19 protein-coding genes are annotated in these 17951 nt (G+C 74.5%); all 19 read right to left on the bottom strand.

Annotation, left to right across the window (positions count from 1 at the left end):
• Positions 1-2: 2 nt before the first annotated feature.
• Positions 3-632, bottom strand: a complete 630-nt coding sequence (locus VLK66_RS11310) for a hypothetical protein (protein WP_325309520.1) — start codon at positions 630-632, stop codon at positions 3-5.
• A gap of 215 nt (positions 633-847) precedes the next feature.
• The gene (locus tag VLK66_RS11305; RefSeq protein WP_325309519.1) at positions 848-1000 is read right to left on the bottom strand and encodes a hypothetical protein; all 153 of its coding nucleotides are present in this window, start codon (positions 998-1000) and stop codon (positions 848-850) included.
• Between the two features lie 107 nt (positions 1001-1107).
• Positions 1108-1269: a hypothetical protein gene (locus VLK66_RS11300; protein ID WP_325309518.1), complete on the bottom strand. Its 162-nt coding sequence runs from the start codon at positions 1267-1269 to the stop codon at positions 1108-1110.
• Positions 1270-1490: 221 nt separating this feature from the next.
• Complete coding sequence (locus VLK66_RS11295; protein WP_325309517.1) at positions 1491-1661, bottom strand: hypothetical protein; 171 nt, start codon at positions 1659-1661, stop codon at positions 1491-1493.
• Positions 1662-1798: 137 nt separating this feature from the next.
• Positions 1799-1951 carry a hypothetical protein gene (locus VLK66_RS11290; RefSeq protein ID WP_325309516.1) on the bottom strand — a complete coding sequence of 51 codons (153 nt, stop codon included), beginning with the start codon at positions 1949-1951 and terminating at the stop codon, positions 1799-1801.
• 126 nt (positions 1952-2077) lie between these two features.
• Positions 2078-2251, bottom strand: coding sequence for a hypothetical protein (locus VLK66_RS11285; protein ID WP_325309515.1), 174 nt, complete (start codon positions 2249-2251; stop codon positions 2078-2080).
• Positions 2252-2381: 130 nt separating this feature from the next.
• Complete coding sequence (locus VLK66_RS11280) at positions 2382-2543, bottom strand: hypothetical protein (RefSeq protein ID WP_325309514.1); 162 nt, start codon at positions 2541-2543, stop codon at positions 2382-2384.
• A 109-nt stretch (positions 2544-2652) separates the two neighbouring features.
• Positions 2653-2817, bottom strand: a complete 165-nt coding sequence (locus VLK66_RS11275; RefSeq protein WP_325309513.1) for a hypothetical protein — start codon at positions 2815-2817, stop codon at positions 2653-2655.
• Positions 2818-2855: 38 nt separating this feature from the next.
• On the bottom strand, positions 2856-3017 hold the full coding sequence (locus VLK66_RS11270) for a hypothetical protein (protein ID WP_325309512.1): 162 nt from the start codon (positions 3015-3017) through the stop codon (positions 2856-2858).
• A gap of 298 nt (positions 3018-3315) precedes the next feature.
• Entirely contained in the window at positions 3316-4533 is a 1218-nt protein-coding gene (locus VLK66_RS11265; RefSeq protein WP_325309552.1) for a sigma 54-interacting transcriptional regulator, read from the bottom strand.
• 261 nt (positions 4534-4794) lie between these two features.
• Positions 4795-6000 (bottom strand): DUF7005 family protein, encoded by a 1206-nt coding sequence (locus VLK66_RS11260; RefSeq protein WP_325309511.1) that lies wholly within the window; start codon positions 5998-6000, stop codon positions 4795-4797.
• A complete protein-coding gene (locus VLK66_RS11255) occupies positions 5997-7217 on the bottom strand; it encodes an ABC transporter substrate-binding protein (protein WP_325309510.1) in 1221 nt (406 codons plus the stop codon). The genes VLK66_RS11260 and VLK66_RS11255 overlap by 4 nt, the downstream gene beginning before the upstream one ends.
• Positions 7218-7661: 444 nt before the next feature.
• Positions 7662-10547 carry an NHLP bacteriocin export ABC transporter permease/ATPase subunit gene (locus tag VLK66_RS11250; protein ID WP_325309509.1) on the bottom strand — a complete coding sequence of 962 codons (2886 nt, stop codon included), beginning with the start codon at positions 10545-10547 and terminating at the stop codon, positions 7662-7664.
• On the bottom strand, positions 10544-12796 hold the full coding sequence (locus tag VLK66_RS11245; RefSeq protein WP_325309508.1) for an NHLP family bacteriocin export ABC transporter peptidase/permease/ATPase subunit: 2253 nt from the start codon (positions 12794-12796) through the stop codon (positions 10544-10546). Before VLK66_RS11245 ends, VLK66_RS11250 begins: the two co-directional genes overlap by 4 nt.
• Before the next feature lie 138 nt (positions 12797-12934).
• On the bottom strand, positions 12935-14194 hold the full coding sequence (locus VLK66_RS11240; protein WP_325309507.1) for an NHLP bacteriocin system secretion protein: 1260 nt from the start codon (positions 14192-14194) through the stop codon (positions 12935-12937).
• A 13-nt stretch (positions 14195-14207) separates the two neighbouring features.
• Entirely contained in the window at positions 14208-15761 is a 1554-nt protein-coding gene (locus VLK66_RS11235; RefSeq protein WP_325309506.1) for a TolC family protein, read from the bottom strand.
• Positions 15762-15765: 4 nt separating this feature from the next.
• Entirely contained in the window at positions 15766-16095 is a 330-nt protein-coding gene (locus VLK66_RS11230) for an NHLP leader peptide family RiPP precursor (RefSeq protein ID WP_325309505.1), read from the bottom strand.
• Positions 16096-16458: 363 nt separating this feature from the next.
• A complete protein-coding gene (locus tag VLK66_RS11225; RefSeq protein ID WP_325309504.1) occupies positions 16459-16635 on the bottom strand; it encodes a hypothetical protein in 177 nt (58 codons plus the stop codon).
• A 2-nt stretch (positions 16636-16637) separates the two neighbouring features.
• The gene (locus tag VLK66_RS11220; RefSeq protein ID WP_325309503.1) at positions 16638-17786 is read right to left on the bottom strand and encodes a hypothetical protein; all 1149 of its coding nucleotides are present in this window, start codon (positions 17784-17786) and stop codon (positions 16638-16640) included.
• Positions 17787-17951 lie beyond the last annotated feature (165 nt).

The raw sequence follows: 17951 nt of genomic DNA, 5'->3' as shown, positions 1-17951 counted from the left end.
GACTAGAACTGGATCTCGCGCACGATCTGCACCCCCGCCGACCAGCGCGCCGGGGTGCTGTCCTCGCCGCGGCTGTAGAGCGCCACCGCCTCCACGTTCAGCGGAAAGCCGGGGATCGGCAGCTCGCGCCCCACGGCGATGCTGGCGGCCGGGCCCCACTCGTGGCTCGTCTGGGAGATGAGCACGTCGCCGTCCCGCTGCCGGTAGCTCCCGAACGAGTGCCCCGCGAACCCCACGCCCGGGCGCACGTAGAGCGTCTGCGTGGTGCCCAGCTGCAGCGACAGCAGGAGCGACTGCGTGCCCAGCTTCACGCGCCGCGACGGCAGCTCGGAGCTGCCGGACGGGCCCTCGACGATCACCGTGGCGGAATCGACGTTCTTGTCGTTCGCCGTGTTGAAGCTGCTCTCCAGCATCAGCGCCACGGCGGGGCTGAAGCGCCACCCCGTGTGCAGGTGCGCCATGAAGCCCACGTTGGCCACGTCCGAGGCCGGCTCGCTGGTGCGGCCCAGGCCGCCCCCCGCGCCGATGAAGAAGCCGTGGGCGTCGCGCGCCGCCTGCGCGCGGGAGGTGGCCGGGAGCGCCGCCAGCGCGGCGGCCAGGAGCACGGACGAGCGGACGATGAGTGTGCGCATGTCGTTGTGGGATAAGGGGGATGGGCGGGAGGATACGGTCAACTGTGCGGGCGCGCCGCCTCCGGCGCAACCCTCGTCCGTAGAACGCGCGGATGCGGCGGGATGTGACTGCGTGGACATTCCGCGGCCATCCGGGGGAGATCGTGGGCCGCGCACGCACGAAGGGCCGGGAGCGATCCCGGCCCTTCGCCCTGCCACCGTCCACGCGGTCCCGGTCAGACCGGCGGCGGCCCGCACCCCGCGGCGCAGTTGCTGTTGCCGCAGCCGGCCACGCAGTTGGTGTTGCCCGGATCGGCGCCGCCCGCGGCGGCTTCCAGCTCGTCCACCGACAGCTCGTCGTCGTCGCGCTGGATGGGTCGATCGGCCATGAGGCCTCCGTTCGTCAGAGGTGGATCGAAAGCGGGTGGAGCTCCGCGGTCCGGGAGAGCGGCATCACCTGAATCGCCGCCGCCCGCCCGTCCCATCTCCCGTGCGGTCAGACCGGCGGCTTGCCGCAGCCCGCCACGCAGTTGCTGTTGCCGCACCCCGCCACGCAGTTGGTGTTGCCGCCGCCGTCGATGCCGCCCGCGGCGCTCTCGAGCTCTTCCACGCTCAGCTCGTCGTCGTCGAACGCGCGCGTGGCCGAAGGATCAGCCATCGGGCCTCCCTGGGTGAAGAGAAAGGTTGAGAACGGAACCCTGCACGCCGGCGGAAGACCGGAGGCTCGCGGGCGGCATCTTCCCGCCCGCTGCTCCCGTTTCCGCCCGCGCTTCACCCGGGTGGAGCTCCCGGCTCTGCGGCCGGGACCGGATGGTGTTCCCCGTGCGCCCTGCCTCCTCCACCGGCCGGTGGCCGGCGCGGTGGAGGGCGCCGGGGACCTTAGAGCGGATCCTTGTTGAGCGGGCCGCAGCCGGCGGCGCAGTTGGTGTTGCCGCACCCCGAGACGCAGTTGGTGTTGCCCGCGGGGTCGGTGCCCCCCGCCACGTCGTCCAGCTCTTCGACCGACAGCTCGTCGTCGTCGTAGGCGCGGGGTGCGATGGAGTCGGCCATGGTGCCTCCAGACGTGAGATGAGGGGAACGGTCCCCGGAGCAGGGAACCCCGCGCCGGGCCGGAAAGCCGGGCCGCGCACCCGCCGCGGCCCGTTCCTGACGGGTTCGGCCACGACCGCTTGCCCGCGTCCTGGGACTCAGACCGGCAGCGGCCCGCACCCGGTGACGCAGTTGGTGTTGCCGCAGCCCGAGACGCAGTTGGTGTTGTTGCCTTCCACGCCGCCCGCGGCGCTCTCCAGCTCCTCCACCGACAGCTCGTCGTCGTCGCGCCCGCGAATGGGATCGCTCATGCCTGCCTCCCGACGTGAAAGGGAAAGATCCGGAAACGGTGATACCCGCTCACACGCCCCTCAGCCGCGGCCCGCGCGGCCATCGCCCGAGTATCCCGGAGACCGGGCGGCACGGGCGCCGGAGCCTTACAGCGGGTCCTGGTTGTAGGGACCGCAGGCGCCGAAGCAGTTGGCGTTGCCGCACCCGCCCAGGCAGTCGCCGTTGGCGGGATCGAGATCGCCGCCCGCGGCGACCTCGAGCTCGTCTACCGACAGCTCGTCGTCGTTGTCACGCGCCCGCGCCCGAGCCGGCCTGGCCATGGTGCATCCTTCCCGGTGGGAGAAGACGGGGAGCCGGAGGCCGTCGCGCCGCGGCGGTGCCCGGCGAACCCATCGGCCCGCCGGGCTCCCGCCCTCGTCGCGAGGGGATGGGAGAGCGGCGGACCCGGGATCACGGCGTCTGGTTCAGCGGCCCGCAGCTGGCCACGCAGTTGCTGTTGCCGCATCCCGCCACGCAGTTGGTGTTGTTCCCCTCCACGCCGCCCGCGGCGGTCTCCAGCTCCTCCACCGTGAGCTCGTCGTCGTGCGCGTGCGCGCCGGCAGGATCGGCCATGGTGCCTCCATTCGTGTGAAGACGGTCCGGAGCAGGAGTGTCCTGCACGCCGGCGGAAAGACCGGGCGCGCGGGAGGGCATTGCTCCCTCCCACTCGCCGGCGCGGAGATCAGGGGGTCTGGTTCAGCGGGCCGCAGGCGGCCACGCAGTTGCTGTTGCTGCACCCCGCCGAGCAGTTGGTGTTGCCCCCCTCCACTCCGCCCGCCACGTCCTCCAGCTCGTCGACCGTCAGCTCGTCGCCGTCGCGCGCGTGCGCGGAAAACGGATCAGCCATGTTGCCTCTCCTGTCAGAGTCCGATCAGCCCCGGCCAGTCACGGCGTCTGGTTCAGCGGGCCGCAGCCGGCGGAGCAGTTGCTGTTGCCGCACCCGGCCACGCAGTTGGTGTTGCCCGTGCCCTCCCCGCCCGCCACGCCGTCCAGCTCCTCCACCGACAGCTCGTCGTCGTACGCGCGGGGTGCGGTCGGGTCGGCCATGATGCCCTCCAGGGGGAAGCGGAGACCGGGAGCAGGGAGCCCTGCACCACGCGGGAAAGGCAGGAGCCATGCCCCCTCGCGGCCCGCCTGCAAGTATTTTTAGCACAGTCGTTTGCGCGCTGGGGCGCGGCCGCTTTCGGACATTTGCATCGCCGCCCGTGTCTACGGAATAGACGGAGCGCTCTACTCGTCGCGCGCGGCGTCCATTCCGCGCGCACGCACCAACGCGGCGGCCCCGCCCGTCCACGAGGGGGACGGGCGGGGCCGCGGGGTCGATCGAGATCCGCCGGGTGTTCGCCTACTCGGTGTGCCGCGCGTAGGCCTCGGGCTTCAGGCGGTGGTGGCGGAGGAAGTCCATGAACTTCAGGTAGTCGCCCGGGTCGATGCCGATGCGCGGGAGGAGGCGCTTGTAGCTTCCGCCCGTCTCCGTCAGGCAGCGGTGCAGCAGCGCCCGCACGTCGGCGCGGCTGATCTCGCGCTCCATGAACGGCTCGCGCACCACGGCCCAGAAGCTCTCGCCGCCGCGCATCATCCGCTCGTACGCCGCCGTGGCCGCCTGCCCGGCCTGCACCTTCCCGTTCCCCGCGGCGCCCGGCGCGTGGCCGTTTCCGTCGGGGGCGGGGATGGGGATGGAGATGTCGAGGGGGATGCGGCGCACCATCCCGCCCCCCTCCAGCGCGGGGATCAGCTCGCCCGCGCAGATCTCCCGCCCCTCGGCCAGGTGGAAGCCCATGTCGATGAGCCCCTTCAGCTCGCGCACGTTCCCCGGCCAGTGGTACGCGCCCAGCACCTCGCGCGCGTCGCGCGCCAGCGTCTTGCAGGTGCCGTCGCACGCCAGCCCGGCCAGACAGTGCCCCGCGATCAGCTCCCAGTCGGCCCCGCGCTCGCGCAGCGCCGGCACGTGGATCCAGAAGTAGCGCAGGCGATAGAACAGGTCCTCGCGGAAGGTCCCCGCCTCGACCATGGGGCGCAGGTCGCGGCTGGTGGCGGCGATCACCCGCACGTCCACGTAGCGCACGCTGGTGCCGCCCACGGGCACGATCTCGCCCTCGCTCAGCGCGCGCAGGAGCATGGCCTGCGCGGGCGGCGAAAGCTCGCCGATCTCGTCCAGGAACACCACGCCGCCGTTGGCCTCCTCGAACAGCCCCCGGTGGTCCGCCACCGCGCCGGTGAAGCTCCCCTTCTTGTGCCCGAAGAGCTCGCTGGCCATCAGGTTGCCGTCGTGGTACTGCGCGCAGTTCACACGGATGAACGGCTTCCCGCGGCGCGCGCCCAGCAGGTACAGCGCGCGGGCGAACAATTCCTTCCCCGTTCCCGTCTCGCCGGTAAGCAGGATGGGGGCGTTGGAGGCGGCGAAGCGCTGCAGCTTGCGCTGCGACTCGATGAGCGCCGGGTCGCGGCCGATGAGCGTGACGGCGCGCGCCGCCCCCCAGCTCTCGACCGAGCGGTCGCGCACCGCCTGCGCCAGCTCGCTCAGCGCGCCGGCGGGCGGCATGGGCACCCCGTTACCGCGCACGCTCAAGCGGCCTCCGGGGCGCGGGTGCCCGACGGCGCAAACCAAACCGCCACAGCGCGCACCGCGCCACGACGGGCACGGCCGCACGCGGTGGCGGCGGAAAGGGAGGGGCGGCACGTACGACCGGGGGTGTGGCATCCCCGGCGGCGAGAGGATGGGGCGGTCATCTGCCCTCCGCGCGAATGAACCCCGGCATCCGGCGGCGGGCGCGTGGTGCGCCCAACCCCGGACCGGAAAGGATAAATCGCCGTCGCCCTGCTGTCAACGAAGCGTCGGCAAAGATGTGCTGAACGTCCGCGTTGCAACCTTCCGGCGCCACGGACGGGCCCGCGAACGCCGCAGCCGCGCCGCCCCGTCCGGGGCGGCCAGTGCCTCCAGCGGCAGCGCGAAGAGGGCCGCCAGCGTAGCACCCCGTTCCGCCACGCCGGTGTCCCGATGGGGCCGGGCGGCGTCGAACGCGGCCAGCGCCTCCACCGCCGCGCGCGCGAGCGAGGCCAGCACCGCGAAGGCCGCGTCGCCCAGCGCGCCGCGGTAGTTGGCCAGGCGCCCGCCCGCGCGGAAGCCGGGAAGCGCCTCCTCCACCCCCAGAAAGCGCGCGGCCCAGTCTGCCCGGTACCGGCCCGCGGCCGCGGCGATCCCGGCGAAGTCGGCCACGATCTCGTCGAGCGCGTGGGGGCGCATGGCCCCCAGCACGCGCTTGCTGAAGTAGTGCGCCGCCTCGTGCTCCAGGCGGATGGTGAGCGAGAGCTCGTTCCACCGCACCGGCTCCATCCCCATCTCCCCCGCCGCCACGCCGCTGTACGGGCCGGGGGCCAGCAGGACGAAGCGGTCCTGGTACAGCTCGCGGCGGGGTATCATCTCCCGCCACGCCGCGCTCCACTCTCCCTCGGCCGCGCCGGGATGCTCCGCCTCCCACGCGCGGCGCAGCGCGGCGACGCGGTCCCAGTTGTTGAACCCCGCCACCATCAGGGCGCCCATCGACGGGGGGACGGGCGACGGCTCGTTCTGCCGCGCCAGCGCGCGCACCAGGGTGACGAAGTCGTCGCGGCACCCGGCGGCGAGCACGGGAAGGCGTCCGGCCGGCGTGGGATGGACGAAGAGGCGCAGCGCCTCCGGCCGCGCCAGCTCCACGCCGGGGCCCTCCGGCGGGGCGAGGCCGCGGCGGGTGGCGGCGCGGTACTCGTCCGTCTCGCACATCCCCTGGGCGATGGGAAAACGCAGCTGCGGCAGCCGCTCGCGCAGCACGTTCCACGCGCCGCGCGCCTCCGCCTCGGCCGCGTACCCCGCCCACGCATCGGCGAACGGCTCGTCGTCCAGCGGGAGCGCGGGGGGGCGCGGCGGGCGGCGCAGCTCCACGGCGGTGTACGCCAGCAGCTCGGCGACCTCCGCCGGGCCGGCGCCGTGCCGGCGCAGGACCTCGGCGCGGAAGGCCCGGCCGCGCGCAGGGGCGTCCGCCCGCGTGCTCATCGCCGCCCCCGCGACGCCACCATCCCGGGAGACGCGGGGCTGGCGCCGCCCAGGTACTCGAAGCGCCCGCCGCGCACGGTGATGGTGGTGATGGGCTTGGTGGGCAGGTCGCCCGACGCGTCGAAGGTGAAGGGGCCGGTGACGCCGGTCCACCCGCGCGTCTCGTGCAGCGCGCGGGCGACACGGTCCGGCGCGGTGCTGTGCGCGCGGCCGATGGCGTCGGCCAGGAGGTGCACGGCGTCGTACCCCAGCGCGGCCGCGGCGTCGGGGGGCTGGCCGTAGCGCGCGCGGAAGGCGCCGGAGAAGCGCCGCACCTGCGGGTTCGGCGCGTCGGGGTGGAAGGCGGCCACGATCACCGTTCCCTCCGCGGCGGGGCCGGCGGCCAGGAGGTCGGGCACGCCCAGCGCGTCGCCGCCCAGCACGGGCGCGGTGATGCCGTGGCGGCGCGCCTCGGTCAGGAAGGTGGCCGCGTGCGGCGTCTCGCCGGCCAGGAGGATGGCGTCGAAGCCCAGCTGCTTCCAGTCGTCCAGCAGCGGGCCCAGCGCGGGGGCGCCGGGAACGGTGTTGGGGTCGTAGCTCTGCCGCGCGGCGATGCGGATCCCCAGCTCGGCGGCGTGCTCCTCGAACGCGTTGGCCAGCGAGCGGCCGTAGGGGTTGCGGACGTAGTAGATGGCCACGCTGCGGTAGCCGCGGGCGTGCGCGTAGTCGGCCAGCTGCGCGCCCGCGGCCAGGTCGCTGAAGGTGCCGCGGAAGACGTGCGAGAAGTGCCCCTGCGTCAGCTCCGGGTCGGTCGCGGCCGGGGCGAGGAGGACCACGCCGGCCAGGTCGTAGATGGGGGCGGCGGGGATGGTGACGTACGACTGGAGATGGCCGATGACGGCGACCACGTCGGGGTTCTCGGCGAAGCGCTGGGCCACGAGCCGGCCGTCGTCCACCGATTCGTGGTCGTCGGCGGAAACGATGCGGATCTGCCGGCCCAGCACGCCGCCCTTCGCGTTCACCTCGGCGGCGGCCATGTCCAGCCCCTGCTTGTAGAGCAGCTTGCTGCGCGCGGCCCACGGCCACGCCGCGCCGATGACGATCTCGCCCCTGCCGCTCTCGGCGCGGCGGAGGCGCTCGGCCGCCGGGTCCGCGCCGCCGCCGCACGCCTGCGCCGCCACCGCCGCCGCGAAGATCGCGGCGGCGGTGGCGCTCCGGGTCCAGCGGAATCCAGGCATCGTGACCGCCTCGTTGGCGCGAGCCGCGGCCCGGGGAGACCCGGGCGTGCGGGATTCGTCGTCGATGTGGAAGATGCGACCGAGGTCGCGGCTACAACGGCACGCAGTCCGCCTTCGCGGACTTCCCTGCCCCGCCATCCGTGCGGTCCATCCCGCATCCGCGCGTCCGGCGATCGCGGCGGGCGCATCTCATCGTTCCGACAAGCATCGCTGCGGCGATCGCGGCATGCTCGTCATGCGCTCTACGCATCGCACAATTCGGAGGATTCAGTGCGAACCGCCGGCCGACGTGCGGGACAGGCTATGGATCCTTCGGCCTGCAACCTGTTGCGCGGAGGCGGATTACGTCGTGGCCGGCCTCAGGATGACGTCCCGTCGGGATGACCGCCGATGACCAGCCCCGGCGCAGTCGGGATCATCCACTCTCGCACTCTCGCACTTCCGTCAAGCGATCTGCCGCCTCGCCAGCTCCCGGAACGGGCCGTCCACCTCCATCAGCTCCTCGTATCTTCCCGACTGCACCACGGTTCCCTTCTGGATGACGCAGATGCGGTCGGCGTGGATTACGGTGCTCAGGCGGTGGGCGATCACCAGGCGCGTGGAGCGCAGCCCCGCCAGCGAGTCGGCCACGATGGCCTGCGTGCGGTTGTCCAGCGCGCTGGTGGCCTCGTCGAAGAGGAGGATGCGCGGGCGGGTGACGATGGCGCGGGCGATCATCAGCCGCTGCCGCTGGCCACCGGAGAGCGTGCTTCCGCCCTCGCTCACCACCGTGTGCATCCCCATGGGCATGGCCTTGATGTCGCCGTCCAGCCCGCTCATCCGCGCGGCCTCCCACGCGTCCTCCAGCAGCGCGCCGGTGGAGCCCACGATGTTGGAGAACAGGTCACCCGGCATCAATCGCCCGTTCTGCAGCACCACGCCGATCTGCCGGCGCAGCGCCAGCAGGTCCAGCCCGCCCAGCTCCTGCCCGTCGAAGAAGATGGACCCCGACTCGGGCTGCTCGAAGCCCAGCAGCAGCCGCAGCAGCGTGGACTTCCCCGATCCCGACGGCCCGACGAGCGCCACGAACTCGCCCGCCTCGGCGTTCAGGGACAGGTCGTTCAGCACGTACCCGCCGTCCACCGAGTAGCGGAAGAAGAGGTGCTGCATGGACACCTGCCCGGTGAGCACGCCGGGGTCGGCGCGGCCCAGGTCGGTCTCCGGCTCGGCTTCCAGGATGGGGCGGGCGATCTCGTACTGCGGCACGGCGGCCAGCGCGTTGGTCACCGCCTGGCTGGTGGTGAGCAGCGCCCCGGTGAAGGCGCCGAACGCCGCCATGAACGCCAGGAAATCTCCCGTCTTCATCCCGTGGTCCCCGCCCACCACGGCCGCCGCGGCGGCGAAGATCACCGCCTGCGCCAGGACCGGGAAGGCGGCGTTGAAGCTGGCCAGCCCGCCCGCCGCGCGGCGCACAGCGTAGCGCAGCCGCCGCTGCTCGGCGAAGCGCTCGGCCCACAGCCCGAAGGCGCGCGCCTCGGCCGCGGCGGCGCGCAGCTTGGCGATGCCCGTGAGCAGCTGCAGCACCACCCCCTCGATCTCCGCCTGCAGCCGGCTCAGCACCCGCTGCCGCCGCAGCTGCACGAAGCTGCTGGCGATGGTCGCGGCAACCAGGATCCCCGCCATCAGCGTGGCCCACCCCGCCAGCCGCCCGCTGTAGTGGAAGAGGAGGGCGAAGTTGAAGGTGGAGAAGACCAGCCCCAGCAGCGCCGTGGCCGTCGCCCCCGACAGCGCCTCGCGGATGGAGTCCACCCCCATCGCTCTCGATGCCAGGTCGCCCGCGGCGCGCGCGCGGAAGAAGCCGGGCGGCAGCGATAGCAGCCGGTCCCACACGGCGGCCTGCACCGCGGCGCCCGCCTTCCCCTCGATGCGCGTCAGCGCCACCGCGCGGGTGAGCTGGAACAGCGCGGCCGCCACGGCCACGGCCAGGAGGACGGCGGTGAGCTGCGCCAGCTGCGCCCGCTCGGCACCGGGGATCACGGAGTTGAACAGGAGCCCCGTGGCGATCGGCGGCGCCATCGCCAGCGCGCCGCCCGCGAAGCCGACCAGCAGCAGCGTCGTCACGTCGCGCCCGCACCCGCGGATGCCGAAGCGGAGCAGCCCCCCGATTCCCACCGGGCCGGGATCGAACGGGCGGTAGAAGGCGTAGGCGAAGGGGGTCAGCGTTCCCGCCACCTTGCCGTCCACCGGCGTGCGGGCGCGCTCCACCGGGTCGCAGAGCACGTAGCTGCGCCCGCGCACGGGAAGGAGGGCGACGAAGCGCTTCTCCGCGTCCAGGAAGGCCAGCATCGGCCCGCTGTCGCGCCGCCACCAGTCGTCGCGCAGCATCACCGTGCGCGTCTGGAAGCCCGAGGCGCGGGCGATGGAGGCCAGCTTCATCTCCGTGGCGGCGGGCGGCGGGCGCACCGCGATCCCCTGCGCCTCGGCCACCAGGCGGCACGAGGCGAAGAGCGCGTCCTCGTCGTCGTCCGCTGCGCGCATCCGCATCCCGCCGGCGGCGCGGCGCGTCTCGATGACCGAGGCGAGGCGCCCCGTGGCCCGCGCGAGCACCGAGCGGTCCAGCGCGGCGCGGCGCCGCAGCCGGTCGCGGTCGGCGGTCTCCTCGCGGGCCGCCAGCTCGGCGGCGGCGCCCAGCACCAGGCCGTGCAGCCGCGCCATCCCCCGCCACGCCTCGGCCGGCTCCGGCATGGCCTCGGCGGCCACCCGCGCCTCCGCCTCCGCAGTCACCCACGCCGGCGCGGCGATGGGAACGGGGACGTCGCCGGAGAGGCGGAGGGTGGCGTCGCCCAGCAGGTCGGTGCTCCCCTCGCGGTGCCGCAGCCAGACGACGCCCACCGGACGCACCGTGGCCCCGGCGGGAAGGGTGATGGCCATCCCCTCCGCCAGGTCCTCCGAGCGCCGGGGAACCACGTCGCGCGCGATCCCCGTGCAGAGCGCCGCCGCCCACCCCTCCACCGCCGCGGCCGCCGCGTCCCGCTCCCCGCCGCCGGCCGCGTCGCGCAGCCGCGCCTGCGGAAGCGCGAGGAGGCGCGCGTTCACCGCCGGAGCCGCGAGCAATCCCATCCCATGCGCCCCCGCGGCCTCGCCCACGCCCAGGAGCGCGCCGCCGGACTCCACGCGCACCAGGTGGCGGCGCGCGCCGGTGGGCTCGCCCTCCGCCACCCGCACCGCGAACACGTCCACATGCCCCTGAGCCACCAGCCACCCCGTGTCCCCACCGAGCAGGAACGGCCCCGCGGGGGTGACGGGCGCGCCGTGCGCCGCGAAGAGCGAGCGGAGGGCGGGGGCGCTCATTCGGCCTCGATCAGCGCGCGGTACACGCCGCCCGCCGCGTAGAGTTCGTCGTGCGTCCCCCGCTCTACGACCTTGCCCCGCTCGAGGACGATGATCTCGTCCGCGTCGCGGATGGTGCTCAGGCGGTGGGCCACGATCACGCAGGCGCAGCCGCGGCGGCGGAGCGCGTCGTCCACCGCGGCTTCCGTCGGGGGATCGAGCGCGCTGGTCGCCTCGTCCAGCACGAGGAGCGACGGGTTGCCCACCAGGGCGCGGGCGATCTCCAGCCGCTGGCGCTGGCCGCCGCTGAAGTTGCGTCCCCCCTCCTCCACCCGCGCGTGGTAGCCGCCGGGGCGCGCCGTGATCTCCTCGTGGATGCTGGCGTCGCGGGCCGCGCGCACCAGGTCGGCCTCGGGCACGCCGGGGTCCCAGAGCGCCAGGTTGTCGCGCACCGTCCCCGCGAAGAGGAACACGTCCTGGTCCACGAAGGCCAGCGACGCGGCGACCGAGGCGGGGGGGACGGCGGCGCGGGCGCGCCCGTCCAGCACCACCTCGCCGGTCCACGGCTCGTGCAGTCCGCAGACGAGGCGGGCGATGGTCGACTTCCCGCTCCCCGACCCGCCGACCAGCGCCACGCGGCGCCCCGGCTCCAGCGCCAGCGAGAAGTCCTCGATCAGCGGCGGCTCCAGCGGGCTGTAGCCGAAGCTGATGCCGCGCAGCTCCAGCCGCCCCTCCAGCCGCGGCGGGTCCTCCGCCTCGCCGTCGGTCTGCACCGCGGCGAAGGCGCCGGCCAGCGGGTCGGGCGTGGCGTTCAGCACGTCGTCCAGCCGGGCGAGGCCCCCCTTCACCTCCTGCAGCGTCCCGCCGAGGTCCACCAGCCGATTGACGGGGGTGACGAAGGCGATGAGCAGCGCCTGCAGCGCCACCAGCATCCCCATGCTCAGCCGGCCGTCCATCACCCGCAGCCCGCCGATCCCCACCAGCAGCGCGGTGTTCGTGGCCAGCAGGAAGGGGGGGACGACGGAGAGGAGATGCGTGTACAGCGCCAGCTGCTGCTGCGCGTTCACCACCTTGGCCTGCTGCCCGGCCCAGCGGGTGAAGAAGAAGGCCTCCGAGCCGGTGGCCTTCAGCGTCTCGATGGTCTGCAGCCCGCCCATGGCCACGCCCATCAGCTTGCCGCGGTCCTGCTGCAGCCGCTGCGAGATGTCCACGCGGCGGCGCGACACCCAGCGCAGCGCCCCCACGTTAAGCGCCGCCACGGCCACCCCGATCCCGGTGAGCACCAGGTCGTACTGCACCATCACCGCGGCGTAGAAGGCGATCACCAGCAGCGACAGCATGGTGGTGGCCAGCTCGCCCGAGAGGAGCTGCGCCACGCGGTCGTTCACCCCCACGCGCGACCCGATCTCGCCCGCGAAGCGCTGGGTGAAGAAGCTCACCGGCAGCCGCAGCACGTGCCACAGGAAGCGCCCCGAGCTCCCCAGAGCCAGCCGCGTCTCCAGCCGCAGGAGCTGCGTCTGCTGCATCCAGGTGATCGTGGCCATCACCAGCCCCGCCACCACCATGGCGGCCAGGAGCGGCGTGGTCCACCCGCGCAGCCCCTTCACCATCACCTGGTCCACGAACACGCGCGAGAAGGCGGGGGCGACCAGGCCGGGGACCACGAGCGCGATCCCCGCCAGCACCGCGAACGCCAAGGCCGGCCCCGCGCCGACGAGGCGCCCGCGCAGCGACGCCACCACCCCGGGAAGCGCCCCGCCGCGCGCGAACGCCTCGCCGCGCCCGAAGGTGAGCACCACGCCGGTGAAGGCCTGGTCCAGCTCCTCGGTGGTCACGCGGCGCGGGCCGGTGGACGGGTCCACGATGTGCGCCCGTCCCTTGCGGAACCCCTCCAGCACCACGAAGTGGTTGAAGTTCCAGTGCAGGATCATGGGCGGGGCCAGCTCGCGCAGCTGCGCCGGCTCCTTCTTGAACCCCCGGGCGTCCAGCCCGTAGCGGCGCGCGGCCTTCACCATGTTGCTGGCCTTGCTGCCGTCGCGCGACACGCCGCAGGCCACGCGCATCTCCTCCAGCGGCACCCAGCGCCCGTACGCGGCCAGCACCATGGCCAGCGTGGCCGCGCCGCACTCCACCGCCTCGAGCTGCAGGATGGTGGGCACGCGCACCCGCGACGGCCCGGCGGGGCGACGCAGCACGCGCAGCACGTCGCGCGGCCGGAACCCGCGCGGCTCCTCCGCGGGCGCGAGGGCGACGGGCGCGGCCTCAGACATCCGTCCCCCCGACGGGAACGGCGGAGCTCTCACGGAAGGCACCGAGGTCACGGCGAACGGAATCCGTGTCCTCCGTGCCCTCCGCGAGAGCCCATGCGATGCCGGGTCTCACCCGGGCGGTGGGGATTCGGAGAAAGCTCATCCCCCCACCAGGCGGCGGAAGATGGGGAGCACCAGCTCCACCGGCCGCGTCTCGCGGAGCGTGACCTGCGCGCGGCAGAGGGTGCCGCTGCGCACCTCCACCGGCGGGCCGGCGGGGCTGGACCAGCGGTAGTGGCTGATGGTGCGCGGGTCGGGGATCAGGTCGGCGTGCACCTCGTACGGCGTGCCGGTGCCGGCCAGCGACTGCGCCAGCGCGTCGTTTTTCAGCACCCGCCCCATCCCCTCGGGCGAGGCGGGAAAGTCCGAGACGTAGGTGACCGTGCCGATCATCAGCCCGTACTCCTCCTCGCGCACGGTGCTGGGGGCGATCTGGATGCGCATCCCCGGCCGGATCTTCTTCCCCGCGTCGCTGGGGACGTAGACGACGGCCTCCAGGTCCTTCACCGCGCGGCCCACGGGGTCGATGCGCACGATGGGCTTGCCGCGCTCCACCACGTGCCCCTGCTCGGCCATCACCTCCACGATGCGCCCGGTGTAGGGGGTGACGACGGACGAGGTGCGCTCCAGCTCGGCCTCCAGCCGGTGCACGTCGCGCTCGGCCTCTTCCACGCCCAGGCGGCCGGTGAGCGCCTCGGCGTCGCGCTTCTGCCGCACCGCCACCTGGTCGGCGTCCACCTGCTTCAGCTGGCTCTGCGCCTGGCGGATCTGCTCCTGCACGTTCTGGTATTCCTGCCGCGTGGAGAGCAGCGTCTGCCGGGTGATCAGGCCGTCGCGCACCAGCCGCTCCTGGCTCTCCATCTTCTGCTGCAGCAGCTGCAGCGTCTGCTCGTTGGCGCGGATCCCCGCCTGCAGGTTGCCGCGCTGCTCGGCCGCGTACGCCGCCTGCACCTGCAGCTCGCGCGCGCCGGACTCGCCGGTGCGCTGCTCCGACAGGCGCAGGTCCTCCAGATGGTTGCGGGCCTCGGTGAGCTTGTCCTGCAGGTCGGGCTGCGCCACCCGGGCGATGGTCTGCCCCTCGTTCACCACGTCGCCCACGTTCACCGACACGTCGGTCACCCGCCCGCCCTCCAGCGGCACCACCTCGAAGATCCCCCCGCTCTTCACCAGGATCCCCTGCCCGGGGATCTTCTCCGGCACCGTTCCCGTCATCCCCCAGAACACGGCCACCGCCAGCAGAAGCCCGAGCGCGCCCAGCGCCAGCCACCCGCCGGGGGTGGTGGCCTGCATGGCCTGGTCGAGCTGCTCGGGGCTGGCCAGGCGGTCCAGCGACACCTTGCGGAAGATGCTGTCGGCCATCGGCTTCCGATCTTCAGGGAGACGGGGAGAAGGCGACGGCGGAGGGGGCCGCCACGGGGCGCCCGTCCTCGTCGCGCACCAGCGCGCCGGTCTCGTACGCCAGCCGGGCGCGCGCGTCGGCGAAGCGCTCCTGCGCCGAGATGCGCGACAGCAGCGCCGACGTCAGCGCGTCTTCCGACTGGATGATGTCGAAGAGCGTGCTCATCCCCAGCTGGAACTTGCGCTCCTCGTTCTCCACCGAGGTGCGCGACAGCGTCACCGCCTCATCGGCGCGCTCCAGCTCGGCCTGGCCGTGGCGCAGCGCCTGGGCGGCCACCGCCACCCCCGAGCGGATCTCGCGCTCCAGCTCCTGCGCCGCCACCTCGCCCTGGCGCTGCACCGCGCGCGTCTGCGCCGCCGTCCCCGCCGCGGTGGCGTTGCGCAGCGCGGCCTGCCAGCTCACCTCCAGCGACGCGCTCCAGGTGTTCAGGTCGCGGTAGAAGGGGGTCACCAGCGACGACCACGACTCGCCCGGCACCGCGCCGGTGTAGCCCACCGACAGCTGCAGGTCCAGCCGCGGCCGCGTGCCCGCCTGCGCCGCGTCGGCCAGCACCCGCTGCGCGCCGGCCGCCTGCCGCGCCGCGGCCAGGTCCATCCGCCGGGCGACCGCCTGCGCCACCAGCGCGTCCGCCGCCAGCGGCGCGCCCGGGCCGCCCACCGGGAGCGGGGTCGACGGCAGGGGAAGGAGGGCGATGGAATCGCCGTCCACCCCCATCGCCAGCCCCAGCGTGCGCCGCGCCTCGGCCAGGTCCTGCTCCGCCGCCGAGCGCGCCGCCTGCCGCGATGCCAGCGCGGCGAGGAGGGGGTTCAGGTCCGCCTGCGCCCGCTCCTGCGCCGAAACCAGGATGCGCGTCTGCTCCACCAGCCGCCGCGAGCGCTCCTCGGCCTGCCGCTGCACCTCCAGCCGCTCGGCCGCGGCGGCGTAGGCCCAGTACGCCCGCGCCGCCTCCAGCGCGCCGACGGACGCGGCGTGCATCAGGTCCGCCCGCGCGGCGCCGGCCAGCGCCCCCGCCGCCCGCTCCGGCGCGGCCAGCTGCCCGCCCGCGCCGCGCAGCAGCGGCATCCCCACCACCAGGCTGGCGGACGCGGTGCTGTTGCGCCCCGTGGCGTCGGGCGAGAACTCCTTGCGCGTGGCCTCGATGCCGGGGGACACGACCAGGCCGGAGCGGAACTGCCGCTCCAGCGCCACCCCGTACCGCACCCCCAGCGCGCGCGACGGCTGCACCGCGTCGGCCCCGGCGCCGCTCCAGCGCAGCTGGTTGTCGCGCGTGCTGGTGACGAACGAGGTCACCGTGGGGTCGAACGCGCCCGACGCCGCCAGCGCCCCGCCCCGCGCGGCCGACAGCTGCTCGCGCGCCTGCCGCACGCCGCCCGAGCGCTCCGTCGCGCTGGCCAGCGCCTGCGCCAGCGTCAGCCCCGGCGCGGGTGCGTTGCCGGGAGACGGGGTCTGGGCGCACGCGGCCCCGGCCGCCGCGCAGAGCGCCGCGGCCAGGGCCGCGCACCTCCAGCCGAGTGCCACCCCGCGCATGGGCTCAGGGATCCGTCGGCGGGGGCGGAGGCGGGGGCGGGTTCAGCGGATCGCTCCAGGTGCCGTCGCCGCCGGCCGCCTCGTCCAGCTCCTCGTCGGTCAGCTCGTCGCGCTCGGGGTCGGGAAGCACCACCAGCGCGTCCACGTCGCGCGGGCGCTCGACGAAGCGCACCCGGTACCCGGCCGGCAGGGTGATCCCCAGCGTTTCGCGGAGCGCGCGGGCGGGGTCGTGCAGCAGCGCGCGCCGGAAGTCGGCGTCGTGCGCCGCGCGCGCGGCCACCTGGTCCCAGCGCGGCTCGGGGTGCGGACCTGCGGGTCCGGGCGAATGGGCCATGGGGTCGTCTCCGGCTGGGGTGCGGGGAACCGCGGGTAAGGGTTGGAGCGGGGCAACGAGCGTTCCCCGCCACGCCTCCCGCGGGGGCGATGCAAATCCGTTCACCGCAACCGTTTCCAGCGCCGTCCTCTCCGCTGGACAGACGGCGATGGAGCCCGGGCCCCATCGAGTAGAGCCCCGGCTCCATTCGCTCGCGCATCCCTCCATCCCCCAACCGGCCGAAATGTCTCACGGGCGGGCCCGGCGGGCGCGGAGCCGATGCCCATCCTCCGTGTCCGAATCTCCAACGCGAGTCCGTGTGATCGTGGGGCCCGCGACGGAGTCAGCCGCGAAGCTTGGTCGATCATCGGGCCCGCGCCGGCGTCAGCTTCCCGCCGAGGGGGCGGACGGAGCCGCGGCCAGGGGGATGGGTGCGTCGCGGCGGGGCTCGGCGGGAACCCAGGCGCGGTCCAGCCCGCCGGCCACCTGGTCCAGCTCGTCGAGGTCCAGCTCGTCGCGCGTGCCGGCGATGCTGCCGGGAATCCGGATGCGGTCCTCCATGCTCAGCCCTCCTCCTCCTTGCGGTTGGCGCGTGCGGAGTGGCGCGCGGCCAGGTAGGCCTTGGCCTGGGGCGCGCACCCCTCGTGGAACAGCAGCTTCACGTGGTTCACCCGGCGCACCAGCAGGCTGCGCCAGGGCTGGTGCGGAAGCACGGCGTTGGACCATCCGGGCCAGCGGCCCAGCGCCCCGGCCTTCTCCGGCGCCACCGAGGAGAGCGACCGCAGCCACTCCGCCTCGCGGATGTGCCCCTCCAGCTGGGCGCGGCGCTGGAACGGCACCTCCACCCCCAGCCGCGGCCCCGGCCCGCCGTCGTGCGCGTCCAGGTGCACGTATCCGGGCACCGGCCCCGGGTCGGCGTCGCCCAGCGCGGCCAGCACCGGGCCCGGGTCGCCGCGCCACCCCGCGCGGCGCAGGTAGCCCCGCAGCGTGGCGGCGCCGACCCCCGACGCGCACACGCGGATGGCGCCCTCGCCGCGCCCGGGGAAGAAGCCGGCGTAGGTCATGGCGGCGCCGGGGGGGAGCGCCTCCACGCAGCGCCGCACCGCGCGGATGGTTCCCGGCGCCGGCGCCCGCCCCGCCAGGCGCGCGGCGGCGCTGGCGGCGTACGCGGTCCACTCGGCGGGGCCGGCGCCGCGGGCCGAGAGCCAGGAGAGGTCCACGAAGATCCCCGGCTCCAGCCCCCCGGGCGCGTCGTCCAGGTCCAGCTCCACCCAGAGCGAGCCCACCGCCGTGTGGAAAATGGAGCGCGGGTCCGCCCACTCTCCGCAGAAGCGCCGCAGCCGAGCCCAGGCCGGGTGGTCGCCCAGCGGCGGCGGGAGGGGGATGGCGTGGTTCACCCCCGCCAGGATGTCGCGCCCCGGGCCCTTCACGTGCAGCACCGTGTCCACGCGCGGCTCGCCCGGCCCCAGGCGGCACTCCAGGTACAGCTCGTCGGTCACCGCCGCGGGAACCAGCGCGAGCGCCGCCTCAAGCGCCGAGAGCGCCGCGCCGCCCACCAACTCGGGCGCGAGGTGCGGCTCCAGCAGCCGCAGCGTTTCCGACAGCGGCCCGCGGGTAAAGGCGCCCGGGTCGTCGCCGCCCTGTCCGTGGAGCGCGTGCCACCGGCGTCCGTCGGCGGACGCGGGGTCGGTGGCGGGGATGGTGCCCTCCATGGCTCCCCCATGGCGCAGGCGAACACAAACCGCACGGCGTGATCGGATCGGCAACGCACGTGCCGGGCGCGCCGTTTCTCGTAACCTTTTGTCCCGCCGCACTTTCTCCCATCCGCGACGTTTTGCGGCCTCCGTCCGTCGTAGAGCCGATGGGCCGGGGATAGA

Source organism: Longimicrobium sp., assembly GCF_035474595.1.
Taxonomy (GTDB): Bacteria; Gemmatimonadota; Gemmatimonadetes; order Longimicrobiales; family Longimicrobiaceae; genus Longimicrobium.
The sequence above is the reverse complement of the archived record's forward strand: the minus strand, read 5'-3'. Positions and strand labels throughout refer to the sequence as shown.

Coding starts and splice junctions, on each gene's coding strand:
- VLK66_RS11310 (WP_325309520.1), bottom strand. CDS start 632: ATGCGCACACTCATCGTCCGCTCGTCCGTGCTCCTGGCCGCCGCGCTG.
- VLK66_RS11305 (WP_325309519.1), bottom strand. CDS start 1,000: ATGGCCGATCGACCCATCCAGCGCGACGACGACGAGCTGTCGGTGGAC.
- VLK66_RS11300 (WP_325309518.1), bottom strand. CDS start 1,269: ATGGCTGATCCTTCGGCCACGCGCGCGTTCGACGACGACGAGCTGAGC.
- VLK66_RS11295 (WP_325309517.1), bottom strand. CDS start 1,661: ATGGCCGACTCCATCGCACCCCGCGCCTACGACGACGACGAGCTGTCG.
- VLK66_RS11290 (WP_325309516.1), bottom strand. CDS start 1,951: ATGAGCGATCCCATTCGCGGGCGCGACGACGACGAGCTGTCGGTGGAG.
- VLK66_RS11285 (WP_325309515.1), bottom strand. CDS start 2,251: ATGGCCAGGCCGGCTCGGGCGCGGGCGCGTGACAACGACGACGAGCTG.
- VLK66_RS11280 (WP_325309514.1), bottom strand. CDS start 2,543: ATGGCCGATCCTGCCGGCGCGCACGCGCACGACGACGAGCTCACGGTG.
- VLK66_RS11275 (WP_325309513.1), bottom strand. CDS start 2,817: ATGGCTGATCCGTTTTCCGCGCACGCGCGCGACGGCGACGAGCTGACG.
- VLK66_RS11270 (WP_325309512.1), bottom strand. CDS start 3,017: ATGGCCGACCCGACCGCACCCCGCGCGTACGACGACGAGCTGTCGGTG.
- VLK66_RS11260 (WP_325309511.1), bottom strand. CDS start 6,000: ATGAGCACGCGGGCGGACGCCCCTGCGCGCGGCCGGGCCTTCCGCGCC.
- VLK66_RS11255 (WP_325309510.1), bottom strand. CDS start 7,217: ATGCCTGGATTCCGCTGGACCCGGAGCGCCACCGCCGCCGCGATCTTC.
- VLK66_RS11250 (WP_325309509.1), bottom strand. CDS start 10,547: ATGAGCGCCCCCGCCCTCCGCTCGCTCTTCGCGGCGCACGGCGCGCCC.
- VLK66_RS11245 (WP_325309508.1), bottom strand. CDS start 12,796: ATGTCTGAGGCCGCGCCCGTCGCCCTCGCGCCCGCGGAGGAGCCGCGC.
- VLK66_RS11240 (WP_325309507.1), bottom strand. CDS start 14,194: ATGGCCGACAGCATCTTCCGCAAGGTGTCGCTGGACCGCCTGGCCAGC.
- VLK66_RS11235 (WP_325309506.1), bottom strand. CDS start 15,761: ATGCGCGGGGTGGCACTCGGCTGGAGGTGCGCGGCCCTGGCCGCGGCG.
- VLK66_RS11230 (WP_325309505.1), bottom strand. CDS start 16,095: ATGGCCCATTCGCCCGGACCCGCAGGTCCGCACCCCGAGCCGCGCTGG.
- VLK66_RS11225 (WP_325309504.1), bottom strand. CDS start 16,635: ATGGAGGACCGCATCCGGATTCCCGGCAGCATCGCCGGCACGCGCGAC.
- VLK66_RS11220 (WP_325309503.1), bottom strand. CDS start 17,786: ATGGAGGGCACCATCCCCGCCACCGACCCCGCGTCCGCCGACGGACGC.